Genomic DNA, 20,507 nt, shown 5'->3' on the forward strand with positions numbered 1-20,507 from the left:
ATAGCTGCTGCGCGTTCAACTCGCCCAAAGCAATGCTTTGTTACCACGCTCGTTTCACCCTGCTGGGGCCACCATTTCAAACTGCACTTTCCTGCCTTTGCCGCACGCCCTTACTCGTAAATCAACAACATTATTACTCACACTTTAGTAGCACGCTATTCCATGTTATAAAATACGCATGCGCATTCCCCTATTGCACTGCAGTAATAAGGAATAAGGAATAACCATGAAAAAACTTATCCTCTGTTTGCTGGCTGTAATTATGCCTTTATATGCCAAAGGCAGCATGCCTGATGATTTAGTGATTATTCAAAAGCCGATTATTTTCGATGATGAACGTAAAGCACTGACATTGCAGTATATGAAGCAGCGTTACGGTATGGTGCAGGATGAACCAACCATTGAACCTAAGATGGTGGTGGTACACTGGACGGTGATCCCGACCTTTGCGAAAACCTTTGACGCCTTCAATCCGCCACAGCTGCCTGCTACGCGCGAGGGCATCCGGGCCGGTGGTGAGCTAAATGTTTCCAGTCAGTTTGTGATAGACCGCGACGGTACTATTTATCAGTTAATGCCGGAAACAATAATGGCGCGCCATACTATTGGCCTCAATTATACGGCTATTGGTATTGAAAATATTGCTGATGGTGACGGATTACCAATGACAGATGCACAGCTGGATGCCAATAGCCGGCTGATACGTTATTTAGCCGGCAAATACCCGATAGAGTATGTGCTGGGGCACAGCGAATACTATCGATTCAGAGACACTGACTGGTGGAAAGAGACTGACGACAGCTACTTTACAGAAAAAAATGACCCGGATATTGCCTTTATGAACCGCTTGCGCAGCACGTTAAGCGATTTGGCGCTAACACCGCTGCCGTGAATGGTGGTTGTTCGTCAGGTTAAGCGTGCTTGCGCCGTTGCTGTTTATCTTGATACATCACGGCATCGGCCTGACTAAGCAGTTTGTCGCCGTCGGTGCTATCGCCGGGCTGCCACTGTATTAGCCCCACGCTTGGGCCGGCATACTCAAGCGTCACGTCGGTTAATCCGAAAATGCCGCAGGTAGCAGTGCGTATACGATTGACCAGTTGCGCGGCTTGTTGCTCTGTATTGTTGCCAGCTGAACACTGACACAACATCACAAACTCATCACCGCCATGACGGGCCGTAAAATCGCCACTACGCATAACGTTGCGAAGACGCTTAGCAAACTCGCATAAAAACTCGTCACCGGTTTCATGGCCATAAGTATCGTTAATCGCTTTAAAGCCATCTAAATCAATAAATAAAATAAAGAAACTCTGTTGTTGTCGATCTGCTCGAGCTACTTGGCGGGCCAGCTCATCGAATAAATAGCGACGATTAGGTAACGTGGTTAAGGTGTCGTGCTGCGCCAGGTATTCCAGTTGCTTATTTAACTGGGTAAGCGCCTGATGGTCAGCTAGCCGTCTGGCCAGCAACGATAATGAGTTACTGATACTGAGCAACAAGGGTTTATTTTCCGCTAACTGAGTCGCCTCAGGTTGAGCCTGAATAAAAATAGCTGCCACCGCCGTGACATCGCTATACACTTTTAACAGAAATAATGTTTGCTCTGGCTGCAGGTAATCAGCAAACTCTTGCTGTGTCTTATCATCATTTTGTAGCCTAATAATGCTTTGTCGCCGACTATCCAGACTTAGCTCTGATTGCAAGTGAGACACCACTGCAGCCCAGCCTTGCTGAGCCGGGTCGATGGCCACAAATTGATCGTTTTCCAGCTCAAAAGCAACGGCCTGACTACATAAACCGCTTTGTAACATAAACTCAGCCGTTTGGCCCACCGTTAAGCGAAGAGATTGGGCAGCGACACAAAGTTCAGACACTTTAGCAACCAGCCGGACCCGGCTAAGTTGTAATTCTGTTTCATTGGCACGCGCGGCAACCTGTTTAGCAAAGTGCTCGCGGCTTAGCTGGTGGCTTATTAAATCAGCACACAGGCGTAATAATTCTGGTAAGTGTGGCATATTACCCAACGCCACACTAAGCGAACTAGCACCACATAAGGTACCGAACACTGTACCGTCTTGGTTTGTTACTGGTACGCTGATATAACTTTTCAGACCAAGTTGCCGGGCGGCCTCTGAATCTCCCCAACAGGCAGCGACATCTTCGGTAACAAACTGCTGGCTTTCCAGTGCCCTCTTACACAGCGTGTCCTGCCAGGGCACCGTAAGATCTTCCGGTAGCAGCAAACTGCCACTATTATTAGCAATCAGGATATGCTGCACCCCGGCAGTTTCATCAATAGCGGTGAGGTAGGTTGATTCAAGGCCGGTTATCCGCTGCAGCAGCGCTAATAATGGCCGGGTTAACCCTTCGACGGTATTCGCTGTCGCCACAAACTGGGCCAGTTGTTCAAGCTGTTTGTCCATTGAATTCACTATATTAGGAAATTACATCTAACTAACAACGCTTTAGTAAAGATTAGTTGCTGACAGATAATCTGACAATGCACTTTAAACGTTGCCTGACAATATTACTCGGCGGCCAGCTGATCCGCAAAATCGTGATTTACATCGCGATGGCCCGCTTCATCCGCACGCACGGCAATAATCACATCCCGCAGACGGGCATCAGCGGCTAAATTCCAGTAATCAATGGCAACCTGCGGCGCGGCAATATTATCGATTGCACCATTATCAACCTCTTCAAGGTAACAGCTGTAACTGTATACCGCTTCCTCTTCAAAATACCCCACCAGTCGATGGGCTGTTTTTGCCGAGACAATATATAACAATAAAAAACCACTGAAAAACACGCCCTGAGCGCACAAAATCAGCAACCGTTCGAACCAGTTCGGTTTAGCGATTTCGATAAAGGTCATCAGGTGCATGCGCTCGTTTTCGGCTTCATCAAGTAGGGTTCGGATCCAGCCATGATCGTCTTCCATCCGCCGTAAACTGCGCATATGCCGCAGCATACCTGCCACCATGCCCGGCACGCCGGCGACAGTTTCCAGAATAACGGCCCGATGGCCGTAGCGCTTAGCGAAAAACGTATCGGCGCAAAAACGCAGCATTTTGGTCAGTCGAAAGGCGATACGGTCGGAAAAATTGGCAGGTGCGTGGTGTGAAGCTAACGGGTCATCACTGGCATTTTCGTTTTTGGTTGTATCGTCCGGCGCAGACATCGGTAGCTCCCCTGCTGTAAAAAATGAATAAACAGATTTGTTCTTAAGGTGGCAGCATAACACTTAACCCCGACTTAACTTATTGGTAAGCCGGGGTTGTTGCAACATCGCTTGATATATTCAGGATTTTGGTGGAATACGCTCTAGTACCGCCAGCAGCAACTGCCAGTACTGGCCAACGGTTTTGATATTGACCATTTCATCCGGGCCGTGCGGATAACGGATAGTCGGGCCAATCGACACCATATCCATATCCGGGTAGGGCTTTTTAAACAAGCCGCATTCTAAACCGGCATGGATAACCATAATCACCGGCTGTTTCTGATAAATATCCTGATAGGTATCGTTAACGATTTTCATCACGGCAGAGTCCGGATCCGGCTTCCAGCCCGGGTAAGCACCACTGAACGTGACCTCTGCCCCGGCCAGTTCGGCCAGCGACGTTAACATGGTTTCGACATGCTCACGGCCTGAGTCGATTAAGGAGCGAATTAAGCACAGTACCTGCACCTGATTGGCACTGGTGCTGATAACGCCCATATTCAGCGAGGTTTCGGTAACACCAGGTACATCGTCACTCATCCGCATTACCCCATTCGGACAGGCATGCAGCAGGTTTAAAAGCGCTTGCTGGCTGGCAGATGTCATTACCTGCTCTGGCAGAGTGGCTTCATGCAGGCTAAATTTAATGGCAGGCTCAACGGCAGCCAGCTCGGTTTGGGCTAATTGTTCAAAAAAACGGATTTTCTGCTGCAATAAATCAACTTTTTCAGCTGGCAAGCAAAGGGTTACCTGTGCTTCGCGCGGAATGGCGTTGCGTAGTGAACCGCCTGAAAACTCACTTAGCTGCAATTGCAACTCACGCGCTTCAGCCACTAAAAACCGCGCCAGCAGTTTGTTAGCATTGCCCCTGCCCAAATGGATATTTACCCCGGAGTGACCGCCTTTTAAACCGCTTAAGCTAAGGGTAACTGCCTGATTACCGGCAGGTACAGCCTGCCAGCTTACAGGTACACTAAACTGCGCATCAACCCCGCCGGCGCAGCCCATGTAAATTTCACCTTCCTGCTCCGAATCGGTGTTAATCAGGATTTCTGCTTCCAGCATACCGGGCTCCAGGCCAAAAGCGCCGGTCATGCCCGCCTCTTCGTCAATGGTCAGCAGCACTTCTAACGGGCCATGCTTTATTTCATTGCTGCCTAAAATAGCCAATGCCGAGGCCATACCTATGCCATTATCTGAACCCAGGGTAGTACCATTGGCGGTTACCCAGTCTCCATCGATGTAAGCTTCAATGGGATCTTTAGTGAAATCATGCTTTTTATCAGCATTTTTCTGCGGCACCATATCTAAATGAGCCTGAATCACCACAGCTTTACGGTTTTCCATGCCTGCGGTAGCCGGCTTTTTAATAATAAGGTTACCTACCTTATCTTCAACCACATTTAAACCAAGCTCGCGGGCCCAGGTTTGAATATGCTGGCTTAATGCCTGTTCGTGTTTTGATGGGTGAGGAATGGCACAAATTTGTTCAAACCATTGCCATAGTGGTTGGGGATATAAGTCACGTAATGCAGCCACGAAAAACTCCTGAAAAAAGGGTTAGCGATGCGAAAATTTCAGCCAGTTTAGCATAAGCAGCGACGCGCGTTGAGTCGCAACTGATGGACGCAAGGCGCTACTGTAAAGCTGCGCTGCCACCAAAACAGGCTGCGCTGCGAGTCATTCAGGCAGAGCAACGCCGTCAGGGCGGGTTAAGTTTGAATACCAGACGACTCGCCATAAATTCAGCAGGTTTTATTAGAGCAAAGCCTAACGCGATTACCAGCTGCTGCTGGTCGATGTCATGCTCGCTCATGCTCTGCCCCAGGCCACAACGAACAAAAAATGCCTCACTGGGCTTTGCGCCTTGCATAGCGCCTGCCCGAAACAGCGTCAGCATAAAGTTGGTTATGCTACTTTTTACAGCCTGCCATAATGGCTGATCATTGGGTTCAAATACCGCCCACTGCAGGCTTTGCAAAATACTCTGCTCGATAAACATGGCAGTGCGCCTTGCCGAGATATAGCGCCACTGTGGGTCGGTCTGACTGGCCAGAGTGCGGGCTCCCCAAATTACCGTGCCCACCCGGGGTAAAGTTCTAATGCAATTGATACCCAAAGGGTTAAGTTGTTGTTGGACGCTGTCATCAACATGTAACGCCAGCCCGGTAATACCCATTAATTTAGCGCTAACGCCAGCAGGTGCTTTCCACACCCCATAACGGCCATCATTACGACAGTATAAACCGGCAGCCACGGCGGCGGGTGGTAGTGTCAGGGTGCCTTTTGCCAGCGGGTTAGTCATGGTTAACCAGGGATAGTAAATTGCGGCAAAGCTGGATGCAGGTAAGCCCAGGGCACTGACTCCAGCTGCATTGCTCAGTTGCAGATCAGCAGCCAACTCTAACAGCAACATGCAGTGACGCTGTTGCTGACAAAAAGCCAGACTGGCACTGATTACCGCATTACTCTGTGCATGTTTGTTGCTTTGCCAGTGCTGGCCGGGCAGCAGCATCAGGCTGTAATCAGCCAACTTTGCCAGTACCGTCTGATAGAACCGGTTGTAGTCGTTTACCGTCAGAGCGGCAAGGTCACTCTGGTTATCCGGGCTGGTCAGGCGGCAAATATAGGCATCTTTACCTCCATTGCCAAAAAACGCCATCACCGCCAGGGTCATGGCATCAGGTTGTCTATGCTGCTCTGTCGCCGCAGGGCCTTGAAACAGGCGCTGGTACTCCGTAAAACCCGAAATCAAAACGGGCAGATTAACCGGGCCTGTCTCAGTACAGCCGACAAATGCAACCACGCTGGTCGGCACTGCGGTAATGGGCTTAGGACTGAAAGCAACTTCATTCAGGTAAACGCCGGGCCGGATATAATCTGGCATGATGTAACTTCCCAATATTACAGGTTAAGGCTTAAAGATAGTTAGTAAAGCCAACTATTGCTAACCGTGTTCAGGGCATATTTAGCCGGCTTTAGTCGCCTTAACTGGCAGATGTCGGTAATATGTCTGCTAACCCCGACATATCCCCAAGCAAGTTGGAGCAGTATTGGTGACCAAAGCACATTTTCTGAAACTTAGCATTGTCGTATTACTATTTGGCTATCTCGGTTACATGGCACTGACAAGTTTTGAACTGGATCTAAACCATGGCAAAGCAAACGCAAGCAACAGAGCATCAGCAACGACTGCCAACTTAGTGCAAACGGAATTATATCAACAACTGGCAAAACCCATCATTGAGCGGCGCTGTGTAGTCTGCCATGCCTGTTATGACGCTCCGTGTCAGCTAAAGATGAGCTCGGCGGCGGGCATAGAACGTGGGGCCAATCCGGATTTAGTGTACGATGGTACCCGCTTAACCGCCGCTTCCCCCAACCGCTTGTTTATTGATGCCTCAGGCCCGTCAGAATGGCGCCAGCGCGGGTTTCACCCGGTGCTAAATGAGCGACAGCAAACGGCAGAAGCAAATATTGAAGGTTCGTTGCTGGCACAAATGTTGTTACTCAAACAACAACACCCGCTGCCCTCTGAAAAAATATTAGATGACCGCTTTGACGTTAGCCTTGGCCGTGAACAACAATGCACTACCATAGAACAGTTCGGTAGCTATGCAAAAAAGCAGCCGATGGCTGGCATGCCCTATGGACTGCCAGGTTTAGCAGCAGATGAGCATGCCACCCTGATAGACTGGCTGGCGCAGGGGGCTGCCATGCCCGAAAGGTTGCAACTTACTGCCTCTGATCAGCAGGCCGTAGACAAGCTGGAGCAATTTTTAAATGCCGATAGTCTGAAAATGCAGTTGAGTGCCCGCTATATTTACGAGCACTTATTTGCCTCGCATTTGTATTTCGATACCCTGGCAACGACAGGCCAGCAGCCGCAGTTTTACGTGTTGCTGCGCTCTGCCACGCCACCAGGCCAACCGTTACAGGTAATTGCCAGCCGCCGGCCCTACGACGACCCGGGTGTTGACCGGGTGTATTATCGCTTGCAACCGGTGGTGTCGAGCATCGTGCATAAAACGCATCAACCGTACGAGATTAATGATGACCTGATGACTAAGTGGCAGCAGTGGTTTACTGATGCAGACTATGAGGTAGCAACCCTTCCTGGCTATCAGCCGGAGGTTGCGGCTAACCCCCTGACAGCCTTTGCCCAATTACCGGTAAATGCTCGTTACCGCTTTATGCTGGAACGGGCCGAACATACTATTATGGGTTATATAAAAGGCCCGGTATGCCGGGGTCAGGTTGCCCTTAACGTCATTAACGATCGTTTCTGGGTCTACTTTGTCGCCCCCGATATCATCAGCTCCGCCAAGCTTGATACGTTTTATCAGAGCCAACAAGCGAATCTGCGGTTACCGGCGGAAGATGAAAGCACCACCCTGCCCACCCACTGGCTGGCATTTGCCAAGCGCCAGGGCAACTATTTGCGGGCGCGCAACGAGTTTATGACTAAAGCGGTGGATAGCGAACGTTATCTTACCACCGCGTCAATCTGGAGTGGCGAAGGTGAAAACCAAAACGCCAGCCTGACGGTGTTCCGTCATTTTGATAATGCCACCGTAGTAAAGGGCCTGGTTGGCACGCCACCGAAAACGGCTTGGGTTATCGATTATGTGCTGCTGGAGCGCATTCACTATTTACTGGTAGCCGGCTTTGATGTGCATGGCAATTTTGGCCATCAATTAATGACCCGCCTGTACATGGATTTTTTACGGATGGAAGGGGAGTCGAACTTTCTGGCCTTTTTACCGCCGGCGCAGCGTCGATCAGAACTGGCTAACTGGTACCAGAACTCGGCACCGGAGTTAAGCCAGTTTCTTAAGGACGATATCAACGACTTTACTCAGCCGAGCGGCATTAGCTTCAGCTCCGATGACCACAAGGCCGAGCTGTATCAGTTATTTGGTCAGCATCTTCGCCGGGTACAACCAGACAACTACCAGCTTCATAATAGCAAGTTGAGTAAAAGCAGTACGCAACTACTGACCCAGCTTGGCAAAATAACCGGCGTGCCTGCCACTACCTTACCGGAAGTCACGATGATGATGATAGCACCGGCGGACGGCAGCGACCCGGAGCTTTTCACGCTAATCCGAAACAGCGCCCATTTTAATGTCAACAGCCTGTTTGCTGAGGAAGATAACCGTGATCCGGCAAACGATAATATGACTCTGGTGCATGGTTTGCTTGGCAGTTACCCTGATGCTTTCTGGAATCTGCAGGAGACTGATATTGCTAAATTGGTAGCGGCAGCACAGCGCATTAGCAATGAACAGGATTATGCCGCACTGCTTGACCAGTTCGGCGTCAGGCGCACTAACCCTAACTTCTGGACCTTTAGTGATAACATTAATGCCTTGTTCCAACAGCAAAACCCAGTCACCGGGGGCTGGTTAGATTACAATAGGCTGGAAAACCGTTAACAATGCCTGCACAGCACTTTACGTATGTGACCCCATACCTGATATGCTGTGCCCAGCATACAATGAACTATGATTAGAAGCCTATGAAAATTATCGTTAAAAGCTTACTGAAAGGCCTGGCCATTATTCTGCCACTGGTGATCACTATTGAAGTGTTACGCTGGCTGTTAAGCATGGTTGAAAACGTTCTGGCACCGCTGCTACAGCTGATCCTGCCCGGCGAGTGGTATTTGCCCGGTATGGCCATCCTGGGGTTTGTGCTGATTTGTATTGCCATTGGTTACAGTACCCGCTGGCCAAGCCTGGATTGGCTATGGCAATTGCCCGGCAAAGCTCTGATGAAACTACCGGGTACCAAACAGGTTTACGGCATCCTGCAGGATATTATTGATGTGATGTCGGGTAAAAACTTTACCGATGGTTCAGTGGTGCTGGTTAAGCTACCCACATCAGAGATTGAGTTAATCGGTATTGTTACTAAGCAGGGTGGTCAACCGAATGATCGTATGTCATCCTTAATGCAGGAGGACCAGCTGGCGGTATTTATGCCCATGGCCTATAACGTGGGGGGCTACACCATTATTGTGCCACGCAGTTGCACCCGCAATATCGACATGAAACCGGCCGAGGCACTGCAGCTGGTATTAAGCGGCGGCTTGGGCAGCAACAAAGCCCCCGGTAAAAACCTGTAAACCGGGTGGCAGGTTAGCCCAGTAACATCCATAGCGCCACGCCAAACATCAGGCTGGCGCCAATCCGGTTTAAATACTGCACCCGGTTTGACCGGGTTAAAAACAGCGCCAACGCTTTGCCGCCGCTGGCGTACAGCAGCATCGACAAAAACTCCAGCAGCAGAATAATACTAATTAAAATAACCAACTGCGGCCAGAATGCCAGCTGGTTGTCGATGAAGGGCGGCAACAGCGCCATATGAAAGGCCCAACCTTTGGGGTTAGATACTGCGGTAATAAAGCCCTGACTAAACAGCGTACGCCTAGGCAGCAGTTGTGGTATCAGCCCGGCGGAGGGTATTGCCAGCTTGCCTTTAGCGCGCCACATTTGAACGCCAATATAGGTTAGATAACAAGCACCAAGCACCTTAAACCACTGAAATACCGTCGGAAACTGCAGCATTAATGCTGCAACACCCAATACGGCCAACACGGCGACCAGGCCAACCCCCAGCATCTCGCCCCACATCATCCAGAAGGTACGACGCACGCCCTGGCTCATGCCAAGGGTCATGGCCAGGGTCATGCACATACCCGGCGTCACCGACACAAATAAAAACGTGGGAATAAACGCGCCCATTAAAGCCAGATTAACCATAACTACCCCGACAACAACAAGGCGCTATTCTCGCTGGTTAGTAATCGCCCAGCAAGAGGCTTAAGCAGAGAATTCCCGCTGTTGGGCGCAGCCAGATCTATTTAAACCAGTTCTCAACAACCAGCCCGGCAATACGGGAAAACTCGTTGGTATTACGCGTTACCAGTATTGCTCCTACCGCTATCGCACTTGCACCAATAAGATTATCCAATGGCCCTATCATACGCCCTTGCTGCTCCAGATCAGCGCGTATATCAGCTGCTATACGGGCAGCGTTGGCCTCAAACGGAATAATCTGAATAACCTTTAATAATTCGTTCAGTTGATCACGGCGCTTAGCCGGAGCCTGTGATTTGGCAATACCGGTTTCCAGTTCATACAACACCACTGCCGGCACTAAGATATCGCCGGGCGCGTGCATCATTAGCTTTTGCCCAACGTTGCCCATTCCCTTGAAAAAATAGATTAGGGTGTTGGTATCAAGCGCGTACTTCATAGCGGCTCTCGCGGCATGTCTTTAGCTTGTTCAGCGCGAATTTCCTCTTGCTCAGGAAATACTTGCCAGCTACCGGCCATTTCTCTTACAGCCAAAGGCCAGTCAGTATGGCAATGCTGCCGGATAAGATCGGCAATCCACTGGCTTTGCGATACCTTCGCGTCAGCCGCAGATTGTTTTACCTGTTGGATTAGCTCGTCATCCAGATAAATCGTAATTTGCGCCATAAGCACCTCTGACTCCATCACATAAGTGCAAGTATAATTGCACTTATGCCAGATGCAAAATATTGCCACAAACAAATGCGTATGATCTGTGGCATGCCAGGCAGAAAATTGATACATCGAAGCTACGGCGGTTATGTAGTGCTTAACAGAAAAGCGCGGGCAAACCGATGAAAATCAATGTCGCTGATCCTTTTGACTCGTCCCTATTGATTAGGCGTCACCGACACAAATAAAAAGTCGGAATAAACGCGCCCATCAATGCCAGATTAACCATAACCACCTCGACAACAACAAGGCGCTATTCTCGCTGGTTGGTCATCGCTCAGCAAGAGGCTTAAGCAGAGAATTTTTGGTGTTGATCGCAGTAGCTGGACATAAATAAATATTCGGCCCTGCTACTGTTTTAACATCTGCCAAGACGATATGATCGCCGCCTTTAATGCTTTCTGCGCCCGCTTACTATGAAAAACACTCTGCTTTACCTTGTTACCGTGCTGATTTGGGGTTCTACCTGGTTTGCTATTGAGTTTCAGTTAGGCGAGGTGGCAATCGAAATTTCGCTACTGTATCGCTTTACTATCGCTGCGGCATTAATGTGGGCATTTTGCTGGTATCGCAAGCTTGATATGCGTTTTAGCCTGCGCCAGCACGGCTTTATCATGCTGCTGGCGACGCTTAACTTTGCTGTAAACTTTTTATTTATTTATCAGGCACAGCAATATTTAAGCTCAGCCATGACCGCTATCGCCTTTACCACCATGTTGCTGATGAATATTATCAATACCCGGCTGTTTTTCGGCAAACCGGTACCTAAACGCATTTATTTCGGCGCTTTACTCGGCATTGCCGGCATAGTGGTGCTGTTTTATCCTGACTTACAGCAACTCGATCTGGCGAATACCAGCCTGTTAGGTTTGCTATTAATATTGTCAGGTGCCTTGTCAGCGTCGTTTGGCAATATGGTTAGTGTCCGTAATTCACGGGAGGGCATGCCAATTATGCAAGTAAATGCCTGGGGTATGTTATATGGCAGCCTGGTGTTATTGGTCGCAGCTCTCTTTAATGGTAACAGCTTTAATTTTAGTACCGAACCTAGCTATATTCTTTCTTTACTTTACCTGGCAGTTTTTGGCTCGGTTATCGCATTTGCCAGTTATTTTGCGCTGTTAAAACAAATTGGCCCGGAAAAAGCCAGCTATACCATAGTGCTGTTTCCGTTAGTGGCAGTAGTGCTAAGCACCCTGTTGGAGGGGTTTGCCTGGACCGGCTATACCTTTAGTGGTTTTGCGCTGGTGCTGCTGGGTAATGTGCTGGTATTGACGCCGTTTTCAAAAATTAAAGCATTGTTATTCAGACCGAAATTACCGGTGCAGCCTTTACTGCCCTGACGAGTAAACTCTGACGTCAGCTAATTTTGTATAAATCAGGCGGGATGATGCGCAAATAATTGCAAAAACTGGAGACTCAGGCAAGATAACGTCCTTTGCAACGATTTGATTATAAAAAGGATGTAATCATGGCATATGATTATGGTAGTGAGTCCTTAGGGATCCGTAACCCATTTAAAGCAGAAGGTCTGCTGCGCGCCGTGCGCGGTTTACTTGTTAGCTTGCTCGGTATTTACCCGCTATTACAGGTAGTGAGTCTGGTTCAACAAGACAAAACCCTGGCCTGGATATATGCCGGAGTCGGTTTTTTATTGCTGGCGGGCGGTTTAAAAGCGCTGGGTAGCGGTATTGCGCAAATGATGCGCTTTTTTGTTGGTCGCAGCGTACCGACCTCTCTGGCACCTAACTTTAGCAAGTCTGAGCGCGAAACCGCTAAATTGGAACAGCCCCATTACAAAAGCATTGATCTTGAAGAAATGCTGATGGGCCGCAAAAACAAAACCTTTGTTGAACCACAAGGCTTTATTTCCCGCTTAGTACATACCCTGGTACCCAAGCTGATTTTCCTGCCTTACCCCCTGCGTAATCTGGCACAACGTTTTGCAGGTGCGCTAATTGCTACTGCCGTTGCGCTGGTAGCCTATGCCCTGACTGCCTTTGTTTGTTTAACCGGTCTTGCCGGCGAGACGGGTGATATTCTGTTGCCATTTTTCTCCTTTGTGCTGGTGTTATATTTAATTCTAAGCTGGCGCAGCGCCAGTACCGTTTACCGCAAAGCAGAAAAAAGTATCGAAACCCAGGGCAACTTAAAACTGGCAAAAATTATGGCTTTTGCCATCCTGGCGCCGGTACTGCTGGGTGTGGCAATTAACTTCCTGTTGCAACAGCGTGACGTTCAGAATGCTATTAGTGATTTGCAAACCTCTGAGTTACAAAGCTTTGCTGTAATGCCACAGCTACTATTAGTGTTGCTGTTTACCGCGATCAGTGGGGTCTTTATTTTTCTGCTGTTAAAGCAACGTACTGCTAAGGTGCAGGCGCAAACGAAGGTGTCTGAATACCGTGCTAACTGGCAGGAAAATATTCACCCTAGAGAGCTGTTCGTCAATATCGACAATATTGTTATGGCAAACCGGCGCTATATGGAAATTCCAAACCGGGTTTACCGCGAACTGGCACCTAACCTGAATGAACAATCGGAAAGCAAAGGCGATTTCAGCGGTGAGGTAATGATTGAAACCCAGCCTGCTTATGCGCCATTACAACACAGCAGTTTGTACAAACGGCTCCGACTGTTGGCTACCCTGGTTGGCCAGATCCTGCTGCTGGTTGGCCCCGTAATTTTGTTTTTCCTGCTGTCTGAAACCCAGACCGTATTGGCTATGGTAAAGGAATTTACTGCGTTGGCGCGGCCAAATGACACGCAAACTCAGCGTTTTGTTATTGATTTGTTTAACGAAAGTCAGTTTATCTTAAGTCTGGTTTTCAGCTGGCTTATTTGTCACAGTTTTGGACGCTTGCTCGAAAATTATAGCCATACCTTTTGGGCTGAATTAAATTTTGACTCGTTGCTGGTCTACTTAAAATGCGAAGGCACTTATACCCAAAGCAAACTGACCACAGGTAAAGGCATTTACGACTCTACCTCATCAGAAAACTATGTGATGCGCGCATCATTAACACCATGGATTATCAGCTCGCGTATTATGAGCAGTACCTTCGCTGACAGCGGCGCTAAAAATGTTGAGCATCCGCGGCATATTCTGGAAATGCAGGACAACCCTCAGGAAATGCAGGCGATACTTGATGATATTCAAAGCTTTTTATCGGCGCGTGAAACTATCGCAAATGTTAAAAATGCCCAGGACTTATCTAATACAGAGCAAATTTATCAAATAAATCAACAATCACGGGCGATGCCTGTGACACCAGATCAGGCCAGCCTTGCCAGTCCGCAGCAAGACGCCGAGGCAAGCTTAAATCTGCAGCCGGCTCCCACGTCCGAGTAAATCTGCTTGAACATGCTCCCCACGTCGGTTTCTGACTGGGGAGCTCTCGCCAAACTTCACAGTATTAGCTGCTGGCAAAATACAGCCAAACGCATTGTTCTGACTTCAGTTTATCCGTGCGTCAGCTTTATCGATTTGCTGCCGGGCCAACAAGGTTTGCTGCTCCATTTGCTTAATAATAAAAGCCGTCCGCTGCAAAAAAGCATTGCGGCTTTCTAGCTGCAGTGGTGTTGCCAGCGGAATACTGGCGCTCATCGGATCTACAGGGCGGTTGTTAATATGTAATTCGTAATGTAAATGCGCACCTGTTACCCTGCCCGTCGCACCCGAAAGGGCAATACGCTGACCACGCAGCACTTGCTGTCCTGGACGAACCAGCGCTTTACTCAAATGCAAATAGCGGCTTTTATACTGGCCGTGGTGCTGAATTTCGACATAGCGACCGGCATACGGATGACTTTCTACCCGGATAACTTTACCTTCAGCAGCAGCAAGCACCTCGCTGCCGGCAGGTATGGCAAAATCGGTGCCGTTATGGGGCCTTATCATGCCGGTTACCGGATGCAGTCTGCGGGGGTTAAAATCATCGCTTATCCGAAACTTTTGCGCTAACGGTACTCGCATAAACGCCCGCTCTAAACTATCGCCATTTGCAGTATAATACTGACCATTGTCGTGTAAAAAGGCAGTTAACTGCTGGCTACGGTTGAACAAACGGACACCATCAATCCGGCTAAGGCCTGTGGCCTCTGCTGCTGTTCCTGTCTCTGGATCATTAGCAACGTAATTATCGCTGCGCACCACCTGAAAGTAGGCACCGGCCTGAATATCGCGCGAAAAATCTAGCTGTTCACGAAACAACTGATGGACAGTGGCAATTTCAGCATCGTTCAGTCCGGCACGTTTTGCCGACTGATAAAAATTGCCCTCAATGGTGCCAACCAGCGTGCTGCTGTGCCATTCACCGGGGCTCAGCAACTCCTGATAGCTGAATTCACCATTGTCATCTCGCTGATAGATCACCCGGTTACCGGCATGGATATACAGTTCCATTGCCAATAGCTGCTGATTATCATCCAGTTCAAAGGTTAAAGTATGGCCAGGGCGTAACACATCCAGCGCTAATAAAGACTGATCGGCAGCCATTATTTGCTGCATATGTTGCTGACTAAAACCCTGGCGGGAGAATATCTGGCTTAAGCTGTCGCCAGGTTCAATCGCATAGCGTCGGATCCTCCACTCTTCCGTTGCTAAAGGCGACACAGCCGGCTCTTCGCGCTCGATGAGTTCAGAGGTTTGCCTCAGGCCAGGCCATAACATAATAAAAATGGTCAGCATAACGAGTGACAGCAGTGCACGGCGTTGCATTAAAGGCAGAGTCGCAAAGGTCTGCGACACAAGGCTAGGCATGGAATAGCGCTCCAAAATTTTCGGCAAGCAGAATAACCTTAACCTCAAAATAGCGCCAGCTAATCCTGCAAGTTACCGGCAGTAAAGGGTAGCTTTTATGTCACTAACTGCAACTTGCTTAGTGTCTTAAGCGGCCGGGTAATAGTTGGTATTTATCTTGTTACAAGGTAAAGTCAATTATCTGGGATGGTTTTTCAGCGCCATGTCACTCTTCAACTCAAAGCTCACTGGAACTCATGCAGCAAATTTTCGAGAAAATTGTTAGTTTTAACCAGATACGTCGTAGCAGGCTAATGCAAATAAGCGGTGTTACTGCATGCGGTTTAATTGCCGCATTGGCAGTGGCTAAAAGTATCACTTTCATTATTTTGGCTATTAGTATTAGCACACTGCTGCTGGCCTTCGGTCTTGCTTATAAAAAAAAGTTGCAAACAGCGGCCTATATTTTGCTCTGGTCGATGAGCGCGATGCTATCTGCGTTTGCCCTAACCGGCGCCGGCTTATTCGACCTGGCCATTCTGGGTTATCCGGGGCTACTCATTATTGCTGCAATCCTGGGCAGTGTCAGGCTTTTTATGTCAGTGCTGCTGTTTGTTATTGCGCAATGTATTCTGCTTACCTGGCTTACCCTGCACGGTCACATTACCCCTCATATGCCGAGCCTAACCTGGCCACACTTGGTATTCATTCTGGTTATTTTTATTGTTACCGGTTTTAGTGTGTACGTTTTGGTGCGCGATATTAAACGTCTGATGCTGTCCTTACAGCAGGAAAACAGCAAAGTGCAACAAGGCCAGGCAAAAATTCAGCACCTGGCTCATCATGATCCACTGACTAATTTAGCCAACCGCTCTTACGGTGAAACGCTATTTCAACAATCATTAGCTGACTGTCTGCAGCAACAGCACCAACTCGCTCTGCTTTTTATTGATCTGGATAACTTTAAACCAGTGAATGATGCGTTAGGCCACGCTGCTGGCGACGACTTATTAAAGCAACTGGCCAGCCGCCTTAAAAAGATATTACCGGCCGATCACGCACTAATCCGCTTTGGTGGTGACGAATTTCTGGTATTGGCGCCGCATTCCGCCAATAGCCATAATATGGACCAACTGGCTGATAATTTAATTAGCCAAATTACCGCGGTATTTGATATTTTTCAAACTCAGGTAAGTGTGTCGGCGTCCATTGGTATTGCCTTTGCACCTATAGATGGCACCGATTTTAAACAGCTGTGCCGTAAAGCTGACATCGCCATGTACCGGGCAAAAGAACAGGGTCGTAATACTTACCACTATTTTGACGACAGTTTGGATAGAGCCAATAACGACAAATTTAAACTACTGCAAATGTTGCGTCTGGCATTGAGCGAGCAGCAGTTCAGGCTTTATTATCAGCCACAAGTCGCGTTAAATAACGGCAGTATCACGGCGATGGAGGCATTGTTACGCTGGCCCCAGGCCGATGGCACTATGATAGGCCCGGACCAATTTATTCCACTTGCCGAGAGCAGCGGTTTAATTAACGAATTAGGCAGCTGGGTCATTAACCAGGCCTGTTTGCACTGTGCACAACTTCGTAAACAGGGCTTTACCGGCCTGCGCATTGCTGTCAACGTGTCGGTAGTGCAATTTAAAGATGGCCAACTACAGAAAATTATCCAGCAAGCACTGCAGCGGGCGGCATTGCCAGCAGAAGCATTAGAGCTGGAACTTACTGAATCTCTGCTGGTTGATAATACCGAACATATCCTGCAACAACTTAATGGCCTCAGTCAGCTGGGCCTTACTATTGCCATTGACGACTTTGGCACCGGTTACTCAAATCTGAGTTATCTGCGGCGTTTTAATGCCAGCACATTGAAAATTGACCGCTCATTTATCTCGACTGAGCAACAATGGCAAGCTAATGCGCCGCTGGTTGAGGCCATCATTCAAATGGCAGCCAGCCTGGGTTTAAATACGGTTGCTGAAGGCATTGAAAATGCAGATATGGCAAAAAACCTGCAGGCGTTAGGCTGCAAAGAGGGCCAGGGATACTACTGGTCGCCCGCCGTGGCCATTGAGCAGCTGCCTGCCCTGCTTAATAAACTGCAATTACAGGCAAAAGCACTCTGAGATAGTGAGTAGCGCCATTTTGATAACGGGATGGCTATGCCGTTAATTAAGAATAGGGGTGAGATAAGCAGGGCCAAGTTGGCGCATTTGTCGCTCGACCCAGTTGACTCGCTGGTTAAGATACGGGGTAAGTTGACGCGGGTCACGCTTGCGTGGGCTTGGCAACAGCACCGCCAACCGCGCCGCTTCGTTGCGGCTTAGGTAGCGTGCCGACTTAGCAAAATAATGTTGGCTAGCCGCTTCTACCCCATAAAGGCCTTTGCCAAATTCAGCAACGTTCAGGTACACCTCAAGGATACGCTTTTTACCCCAGATAACCTCCAGGCTCAGTGCTAATCCCGCCTCTAATCCTTTACGAAACAAACTGCGCCCTGACCAGAGCAACAAGTTTTTTGCCGTTTGCTGGGTAATGGTACTGGCACCACGCAAGCTACCGCCCTCGTCCGCTTGCTCAAGTGCATCACTGATGGCAGCAAAATCGACCCCAGCATGTTCGGGAAAGCGCTGATCTTCTGATGCCACCATGGCCAGCGCCACGTGCATTGGCAGCTTGTCAATATCTATCCAGTGCTGGCTAACCGGGTAAGGGCTTTGCAGCATAAATGACGTTGTTGGCGGCGGTAAAAACCGCAGCACTAACAACAATGCCAGTAATAATACCAGTAGCGATAGCACAGCACGCCAGAACACAAACCAGGTCCAGCCAAGATAACCGCGTTTATCTGTTGTCATTTTTATCTCTTAGCAAGGTGATATATTGGTTATTCACGGTGTGCCGTTAGCTTTTTCTTCCATCAGACCCATCAGGTTACCGTCTGGATCACGGATAAATCCTGTCCACAGATCATGGTCTGGCATCCTGGCAGCAAGTTGCGGCTCACGTTCTTTGCTGGCACCTCGGGCAACGACAGCAACATAAACAGCTTCAATGTCTGACACCTTGAAGTAAAGAATAGAATTACAGCCCACCGCCCCTACACCTTGTGGTGTGCTAAGCATAATCCGCACCCCGTCGGCATCAAGAAATGCCAGCTCAGGGCCCGCACTGAACAGTAAGTTCAAACCCAGAGCTTCTTGATAAAATGCCAACGCCTTGCCGACATCGCTTACGGTTATAGCAATCTGACCTATTGTGGATAGTGACGTATTCATAATGATTTGATCCTTTTCCATGTTCTGCCCGGGCGCAATCCAAAGTGGACACAAAGCACACAAACCGTACCACTGATATTAGCCTGTTAGTGTTTATATGTGCCAACTTAAAGAAGAGACTTTCACCGAGTATGAGCGTATGTTTGTTATCTGAAACCTTTCATAAGACACTTTGCCATGAAAAAAATTTGCACGCTTATCTTACTTAGCATGTTAAGCATCGGGCTTAGCGCGGCTACTACTACAGAAATTTCAAACAGCATAGACCAAGACTATAAAGCGCACCTCGCTGCATTGTGGGATCATTTTCATCGCAATCCTGAATTGTCATTAATGGAGCACAAAACGGCAAAACGCCTAGCTAAAGAAATTCGCGCGGCTGGCTTTACCGTGACTGAGGGCATTGGTGGCACAGGTATTGTGGCAATATTGAAAAATGGTCCGGGCCCCATGGTGATGCTTCGCGCCGATATGGATGGTTTGCCGGTAAAAGAATTGTCTGGCTTAAAAAATGCGTCTCAAATCGTAATGACCGATTGGGATGGCAATGAAGTTGGCGTAATGCATGCGTGTGGTCACGACGTGCACATCACCAGTTTGGTAGGAACCGCAAGGTATATGGCTAAGATTAAAGATCAATGGTCTGGCACCTTAATGTTAATCGGCCAACCTGCTGAAGAAAAAGGACCTGGGGCGTCGGCCATGATGGCTGATGGCATTTGGCAGAAATTTGGCCAACCCGACTATGCCCTTGCTTTTCATGTCGATGCTGACGCAGTAGCGGGTAAAATTACTATTGATGAAGGTTCACCTTACGCAGGGTCTGACTCGGTAGATATTATCGTGCATGGCGTGGGGGCGCATGGTGCTTATCCTCACCAGGGTAAAGATCCCATTGTTATGGGCGCGCAAATAGTCACCAATTTGCAAACCATTATAAGCCGGGAACTCGCGCCACGAGACGCGGGGGTTATTACCGTTGGCTCTTTTCATTCCGGCACCAAACACAACATTATTTCTGAGCGCGCCCATTTGCAATTAACGGTAAGAAGCTTAAACCCACAGGTTAGAAAGCAATTGTTATCAGCAATAAAACGTGTTGCCATTGGTACTGCGAAAACAGCGGGCTTAACTGACGACAAAATGCCTGAAGTTATAGTGAGCCCAGAAGCTTACCCACCAACCTTTAACGACAAAAATTTAGCACAGCGCCTGAAAAGGGTTATCGTAGAAAAAATGGGAGAGGAGGCGTTAATTCCACCGGCAGAATCGGGTATGGGCGCTGAAGATTTTGGTTTCTTTACCACAGATCCGTATATTCCCAGTGTGTATTTCTCAGTAGGTGGCACGCCTGCTGAAGACTTTGTACGAGCAAAAGCAGGCGGCGCACCGGTACCAAGTCACCATAGCCCTCAATTTAAAATTTCACCTGAACCGTCAGTAAAATCAGGTGTTGAAGCAAGCGTACATGCCTTGCTTGAATTAATGCCCAAAAAATAAGCGTAATAAGTTAGCCTGACCCTAATAGCCTTGCTATTGGGGTTAAGCTATCGGAGTCAGTTCGGAATTATAACTGCCACTGCCTGTCGGCCGCTAGGGTCAACTCGTTATATGCAGGAAAATTACTACCCTCCCGCCAATTGCTTTCATAAACCTCTTTCAGGTTTTCGGCGGCATTATCCATTGACAACAGTAGCTCTTGAATTTCTGCTTTA

Annotated in this window: 17 protein-coding genes; 7 read left to right on the forward strand and 10 right to left on the reverse strand. The window is 48.6% G+C overall.

Annotated features, from left to right (window positions below; all coding sequences use genetic code 11):
• The first annotated feature begins 226 nt into the window (after positions 1–226).
• Entirely contained in the window at positions 227–892 is a 666-nt protein-coding gene (locus ABY802_RS11105; protein ID WP_372627095.1) for a peptidoglycan recognition family protein, read from the forward strand.
• A 19-nt stretch (positions 893–911) separates the two neighbouring features.
• Here ABY802_RS11105 and ABY802_RS11110 read toward each other — a convergent pair whose 3' ends face one another.
• The 4 genes from ABY802_RS11110 to ABY802_RS11125 all read right to left on the reverse strand — a co-directional run bounded on the left by ABY802_RS11110 (position 912) and on the right by ABY802_RS11125 (position 6,113).
• On the reverse strand, positions 912–2,426 hold the full coding sequence (locus ABY802_RS11110; RefSeq protein WP_372627096.1) for a diguanylate cyclase domain-containing protein: 1,515 nt from the start codon (positions 2,424–2,426) through the stop codon (positions 912–914).
• A gap of 104 nt (positions 2,427–2,530) precedes the next feature.
• On the reverse strand, positions 2,531–3,184 hold the full coding sequence (locus tag ABY802_RS11115) for an alternative oxidase (protein WP_372627097.1): 654 nt from the start codon (positions 3,182–3,184) through the stop codon (positions 2,531–2,533).
• A 120-nt stretch (positions 3,185–3,304) separates the two neighbouring features.
• Entirely contained in the window at positions 3,305–4,765 is a 1,461-nt protein-coding gene (locus tag ABY802_RS11120; RefSeq protein WP_372627098.1) for an aminoacyl-histidine dipeptidase, read from the reverse strand.
• Between the two features lie 163 nt (positions 4,766–4,928).
• Positions 4,929–6,113, reverse strand: coding sequence for a phage tail sheath family protein (locus tag ABY802_RS11125; protein WP_372627099.1), 1,185 nt, complete (start codon positions 6,111–6,113; stop codon positions 4,929–4,931).
• Between the two features lie 169 nt (positions 6,114–6,282).
• Here ABY802_RS11125 and ABY802_RS11130 point away from each other — a divergent pair, with 169 nt between their 5' ends.
• Positions 6,283–8,664, forward strand: coding sequence for a fatty acid cis/trans isomerase (locus tag ABY802_RS11130; RefSeq protein ID WP_372627100.1), 2,382 nt, complete (start codon positions 6,283–6,285; stop codon positions 8,662–8,664).
• An 83-nt stretch (positions 8,665–8,747) separates the two neighbouring features.
• On the forward strand, positions 8,748–9,356 hold the full coding sequence (locus ABY802_RS11135) for a DUF502 domain-containing protein (protein WP_372627101.1): 609 nt from the start codon (positions 8,748–8,750) through the stop codon (positions 9,354–9,356).
• A 13-nt stretch (positions 9,357–9,369) separates the two neighbouring features.
• On the opposite strand, the gene ABY802_RS11140 is transcribed toward ABY802_RS11135, so the two are convergent.
• The 3 genes from ABY802_RS11140 to ABY802_RS11150 all read right to left on the reverse strand — a co-directional run bounded on the left by ABY802_RS11140 (position 9,370) and on the right by ABY802_RS11150 (position 10,716).
• Positions 9,370–9,993 carry a LysE family translocator gene (locus tag ABY802_RS11140; protein ID WP_372627102.1) on the reverse strand — a complete coding sequence of 208 codons (624 nt, stop codon included), beginning with the start codon at positions 9,991–9,993 and terminating at the stop codon, positions 9,370–9,372.
• 97 nt (positions 9,994–10,090) lie between these two features.
• Entirely contained in the window at positions 10,091–10,489 is a 399-nt protein-coding gene (locus ABY802_RS11145; protein WP_372627103.1) for a type II toxin-antitoxin system VapC family toxin, read from the reverse strand.
• Positions 10,486–10,716, reverse strand: coding sequence for a CopG family transcriptional regulator (locus ABY802_RS11150; protein WP_372627104.1), 231 nt, complete (start codon positions 10,714–10,716; stop codon positions 10,486–10,488). Before ABY802_RS11150 ends, ABY802_RS11145 begins: the two co-directional genes overlap by 4 nt.
• Positions 10,717–11,177: 461 nt before the next feature.
• Here ABY802_RS11150 and ABY802_RS11155 point away from each other — a divergent pair, with 461 nt between their 5' ends.
• Together ABY802_RS11155 and ABY802_RS11160 are read left to right on the forward strand one after the other, a co-directional pair.
• Positions 11,178–12,104 (forward strand): DMT family transporter, encoded by a 927-nt coding sequence (locus ABY802_RS11155; RefSeq protein WP_372627105.1) that lies wholly within the window; start codon positions 11,178–11,180, stop codon positions 12,102–12,104.
• 128 nt (positions 12,105–12,232) lie between these two features.
• Positions 12,233–14,113 carry a hypothetical protein gene (locus ABY802_RS11160; protein ID WP_372627106.1) on the forward strand — a complete coding sequence of 627 codons (1,881 nt, stop codon included), beginning with the start codon at positions 12,233–12,235 and terminating at the stop codon, positions 14,111–14,113.
• 105 nt (positions 14,114–14,218) lie between these two features.
• On the opposite strand, the gene ABY802_RS11165 is transcribed toward ABY802_RS11160, so the two are convergent.
• Positions 14,219–15,523 (reverse strand): peptidoglycan DD-metalloendopeptidase family protein, encoded by a 1,305-nt coding sequence (locus ABY802_RS11165; RefSeq protein ID WP_372627107.1) that lies wholly within the window; start codon positions 15,521–15,523, stop codon positions 14,219–14,221.
• A gap of 236 nt (positions 15,524–15,759) precedes the next feature.
• On the opposite strand from ABY802_RS11165, the gene ABY802_RS11170 reads away from it, so the two are divergent.
• On the forward strand, positions 15,760–17,640 hold the full coding sequence (locus ABY802_RS11170) for a putative bifunctional diguanylate cyclase/phosphodiesterase (protein ID WP_372627108.1): 1,881 nt from the start codon (positions 15,760–15,762) through the stop codon (positions 17,638–17,640).
• Positions 17,641–17,682: 42 nt separating this feature from the next.
• Here ABY802_RS11170 and mtgA read toward each other — a convergent pair whose 3' ends face one another.
• Together mtgA and ABY802_RS11180 are read right to left on the reverse strand one after the other, a co-directional pair.
• Positions 17,683–18,372, reverse strand: coding sequence for a monofunctional biosynthetic peptidoglycan transglycosylase (mtgA, locus tag ABY802_RS11175; RefSeq protein ID WP_372627109.1), 690 nt, complete (start codon positions 18,370–18,372; stop codon positions 17,683–17,685).
• 33 nt (positions 18,373–18,405) lie between these two features.
• A complete protein-coding gene (locus ABY802_RS11180; protein ID WP_372627110.1) occupies positions 18,406–18,792 on the reverse strand; it encodes a VOC family protein in 387 nt (128 codons plus the stop codon).
• Between the two features lie 177 nt (positions 18,793–18,969).
• Here ABY802_RS11180 and ABY802_RS11185 point away from each other — a divergent pair, with 177 nt between their 5' ends.
• Positions 18,970–20,292, forward strand: a complete 1,323-nt coding sequence (locus ABY802_RS11185) for an amidohydrolase (protein ID WP_372627111.1) — start codon at positions 18,970–18,972, stop codon at positions 20,290–20,292.
• The last annotated feature ends 215 nt before the right edge of the window (positions 20,293–20,507 follow it).

The sequence above is a fragment of the Arsukibacterium sp. genome (assembly GCF_041616895.1).
In the GTDB taxonomy this organism is placed as follows: domain Bacteria; phylum Pseudomonadota; class Gammaproteobacteria; order Enterobacterales; family Alteromonadaceae; genus Alishewanella.

Excerpts from the sequence above, each read along its gene's own strand:
- ABY802_RS11165 (WP_372627107.1), bottom strand. The coding sequence starts at position 15,523 with ATGCCTAGCCTTGTGTCGCAGACCTTTGCGACTCTGCCTTTAATGCAA.
- mtgA (WP_372627109.1), bottom strand. The coding sequence starts at position 18,372 with ATGACAACAGATAAACGCGGTTATCTTGGCTGGACCTGGTTTGTGTTC.
- ABY802_RS11145 (WP_372627103.1), bottom strand. The coding sequence starts at position 10,489 with ATGAAGTACGCGCTTGATACCAACACCCTAATCTATTTTTTCAAGGGA.
- ABY802_RS11135 (WP_372627101.1), top strand. The coding sequence starts at position 8,748 with ATGAAAATTATCGTTAAAAGCTTACTGAAAGGCCTGGCCATTATTCTG.
- ABY802_RS11115 (WP_372627097.1), bottom strand. The coding sequence starts at position 3,184 with ATGTCTGCGCCGGACGATACAACCAAAAACGAAAATGCCAGTGATGAC.
- ABY802_RS11105 (WP_372627095.1), top strand. The coding sequence starts at position 227 with ATGAAAAAACTTATCCTCTGTTTGCTGGCTGTAATTATGCCTTTATAT.
- ABY802_RS11170 (WP_372627108.1), top strand. The coding sequence starts at position 15,760 with ATGCAGCAAATTTTCGAGAAAATTGTTAGTTTTAACCAGATACGTCGT.
- ABY802_RS11155 (WP_372627105.1), top strand. The coding sequence starts at position 11,178 with ATGAAAAACACTCTGCTTTACCTTGTTACCGTGCTGATTTGGGGTTCT.
- ABY802_RS11150 (WP_372627104.1), bottom strand. The coding sequence starts at position 10,716 with ATGGCGCAAATTACGATTTATCTGGATGACGAGCTAATCCAACAGGTA.
- ABY802_RS11125 (WP_372627099.1), bottom strand. The coding sequence starts at position 6,113 with ATGCCAGATTATATCCGGCCCGGCGTTTACCTGAATGAAGTTGCTTTC.
- ABY802_RS11160 (WP_372627106.1), top strand. The coding sequence starts at position 12,233 with ATGGCATATGATTATGGTAGTGAGTCCTTAGGGATCCGTAACCCATTT.
- ABY802_RS11110 (WP_372627096.1), bottom strand. The coding sequence starts at position 2,426 with ATGGACAAACAGCTTGAACAACTGGCCCAGTTTGTGGCGACAGCGAAT.
- ABY802_RS11140 (WP_372627102.1), bottom strand. The coding sequence starts at position 9,993 with ATGGTTAATCTGGCTTTAATGGGCGCGTTTATTCCCACGTTTTTATTT.
- ABY802_RS11180 (WP_372627110.1), bottom strand. The coding sequence starts at position 18,792 with ATGAATACGTCACTATCCACAATAGGTCAGATTGCTATAACCGTAAGC.
- ABY802_RS11185 (WP_372627111.1), top strand. The coding sequence starts at position 18,970 with ATGAAAAAAATTTGCACGCTTATCTTACTTAGCATGTTAAGCATCGGG.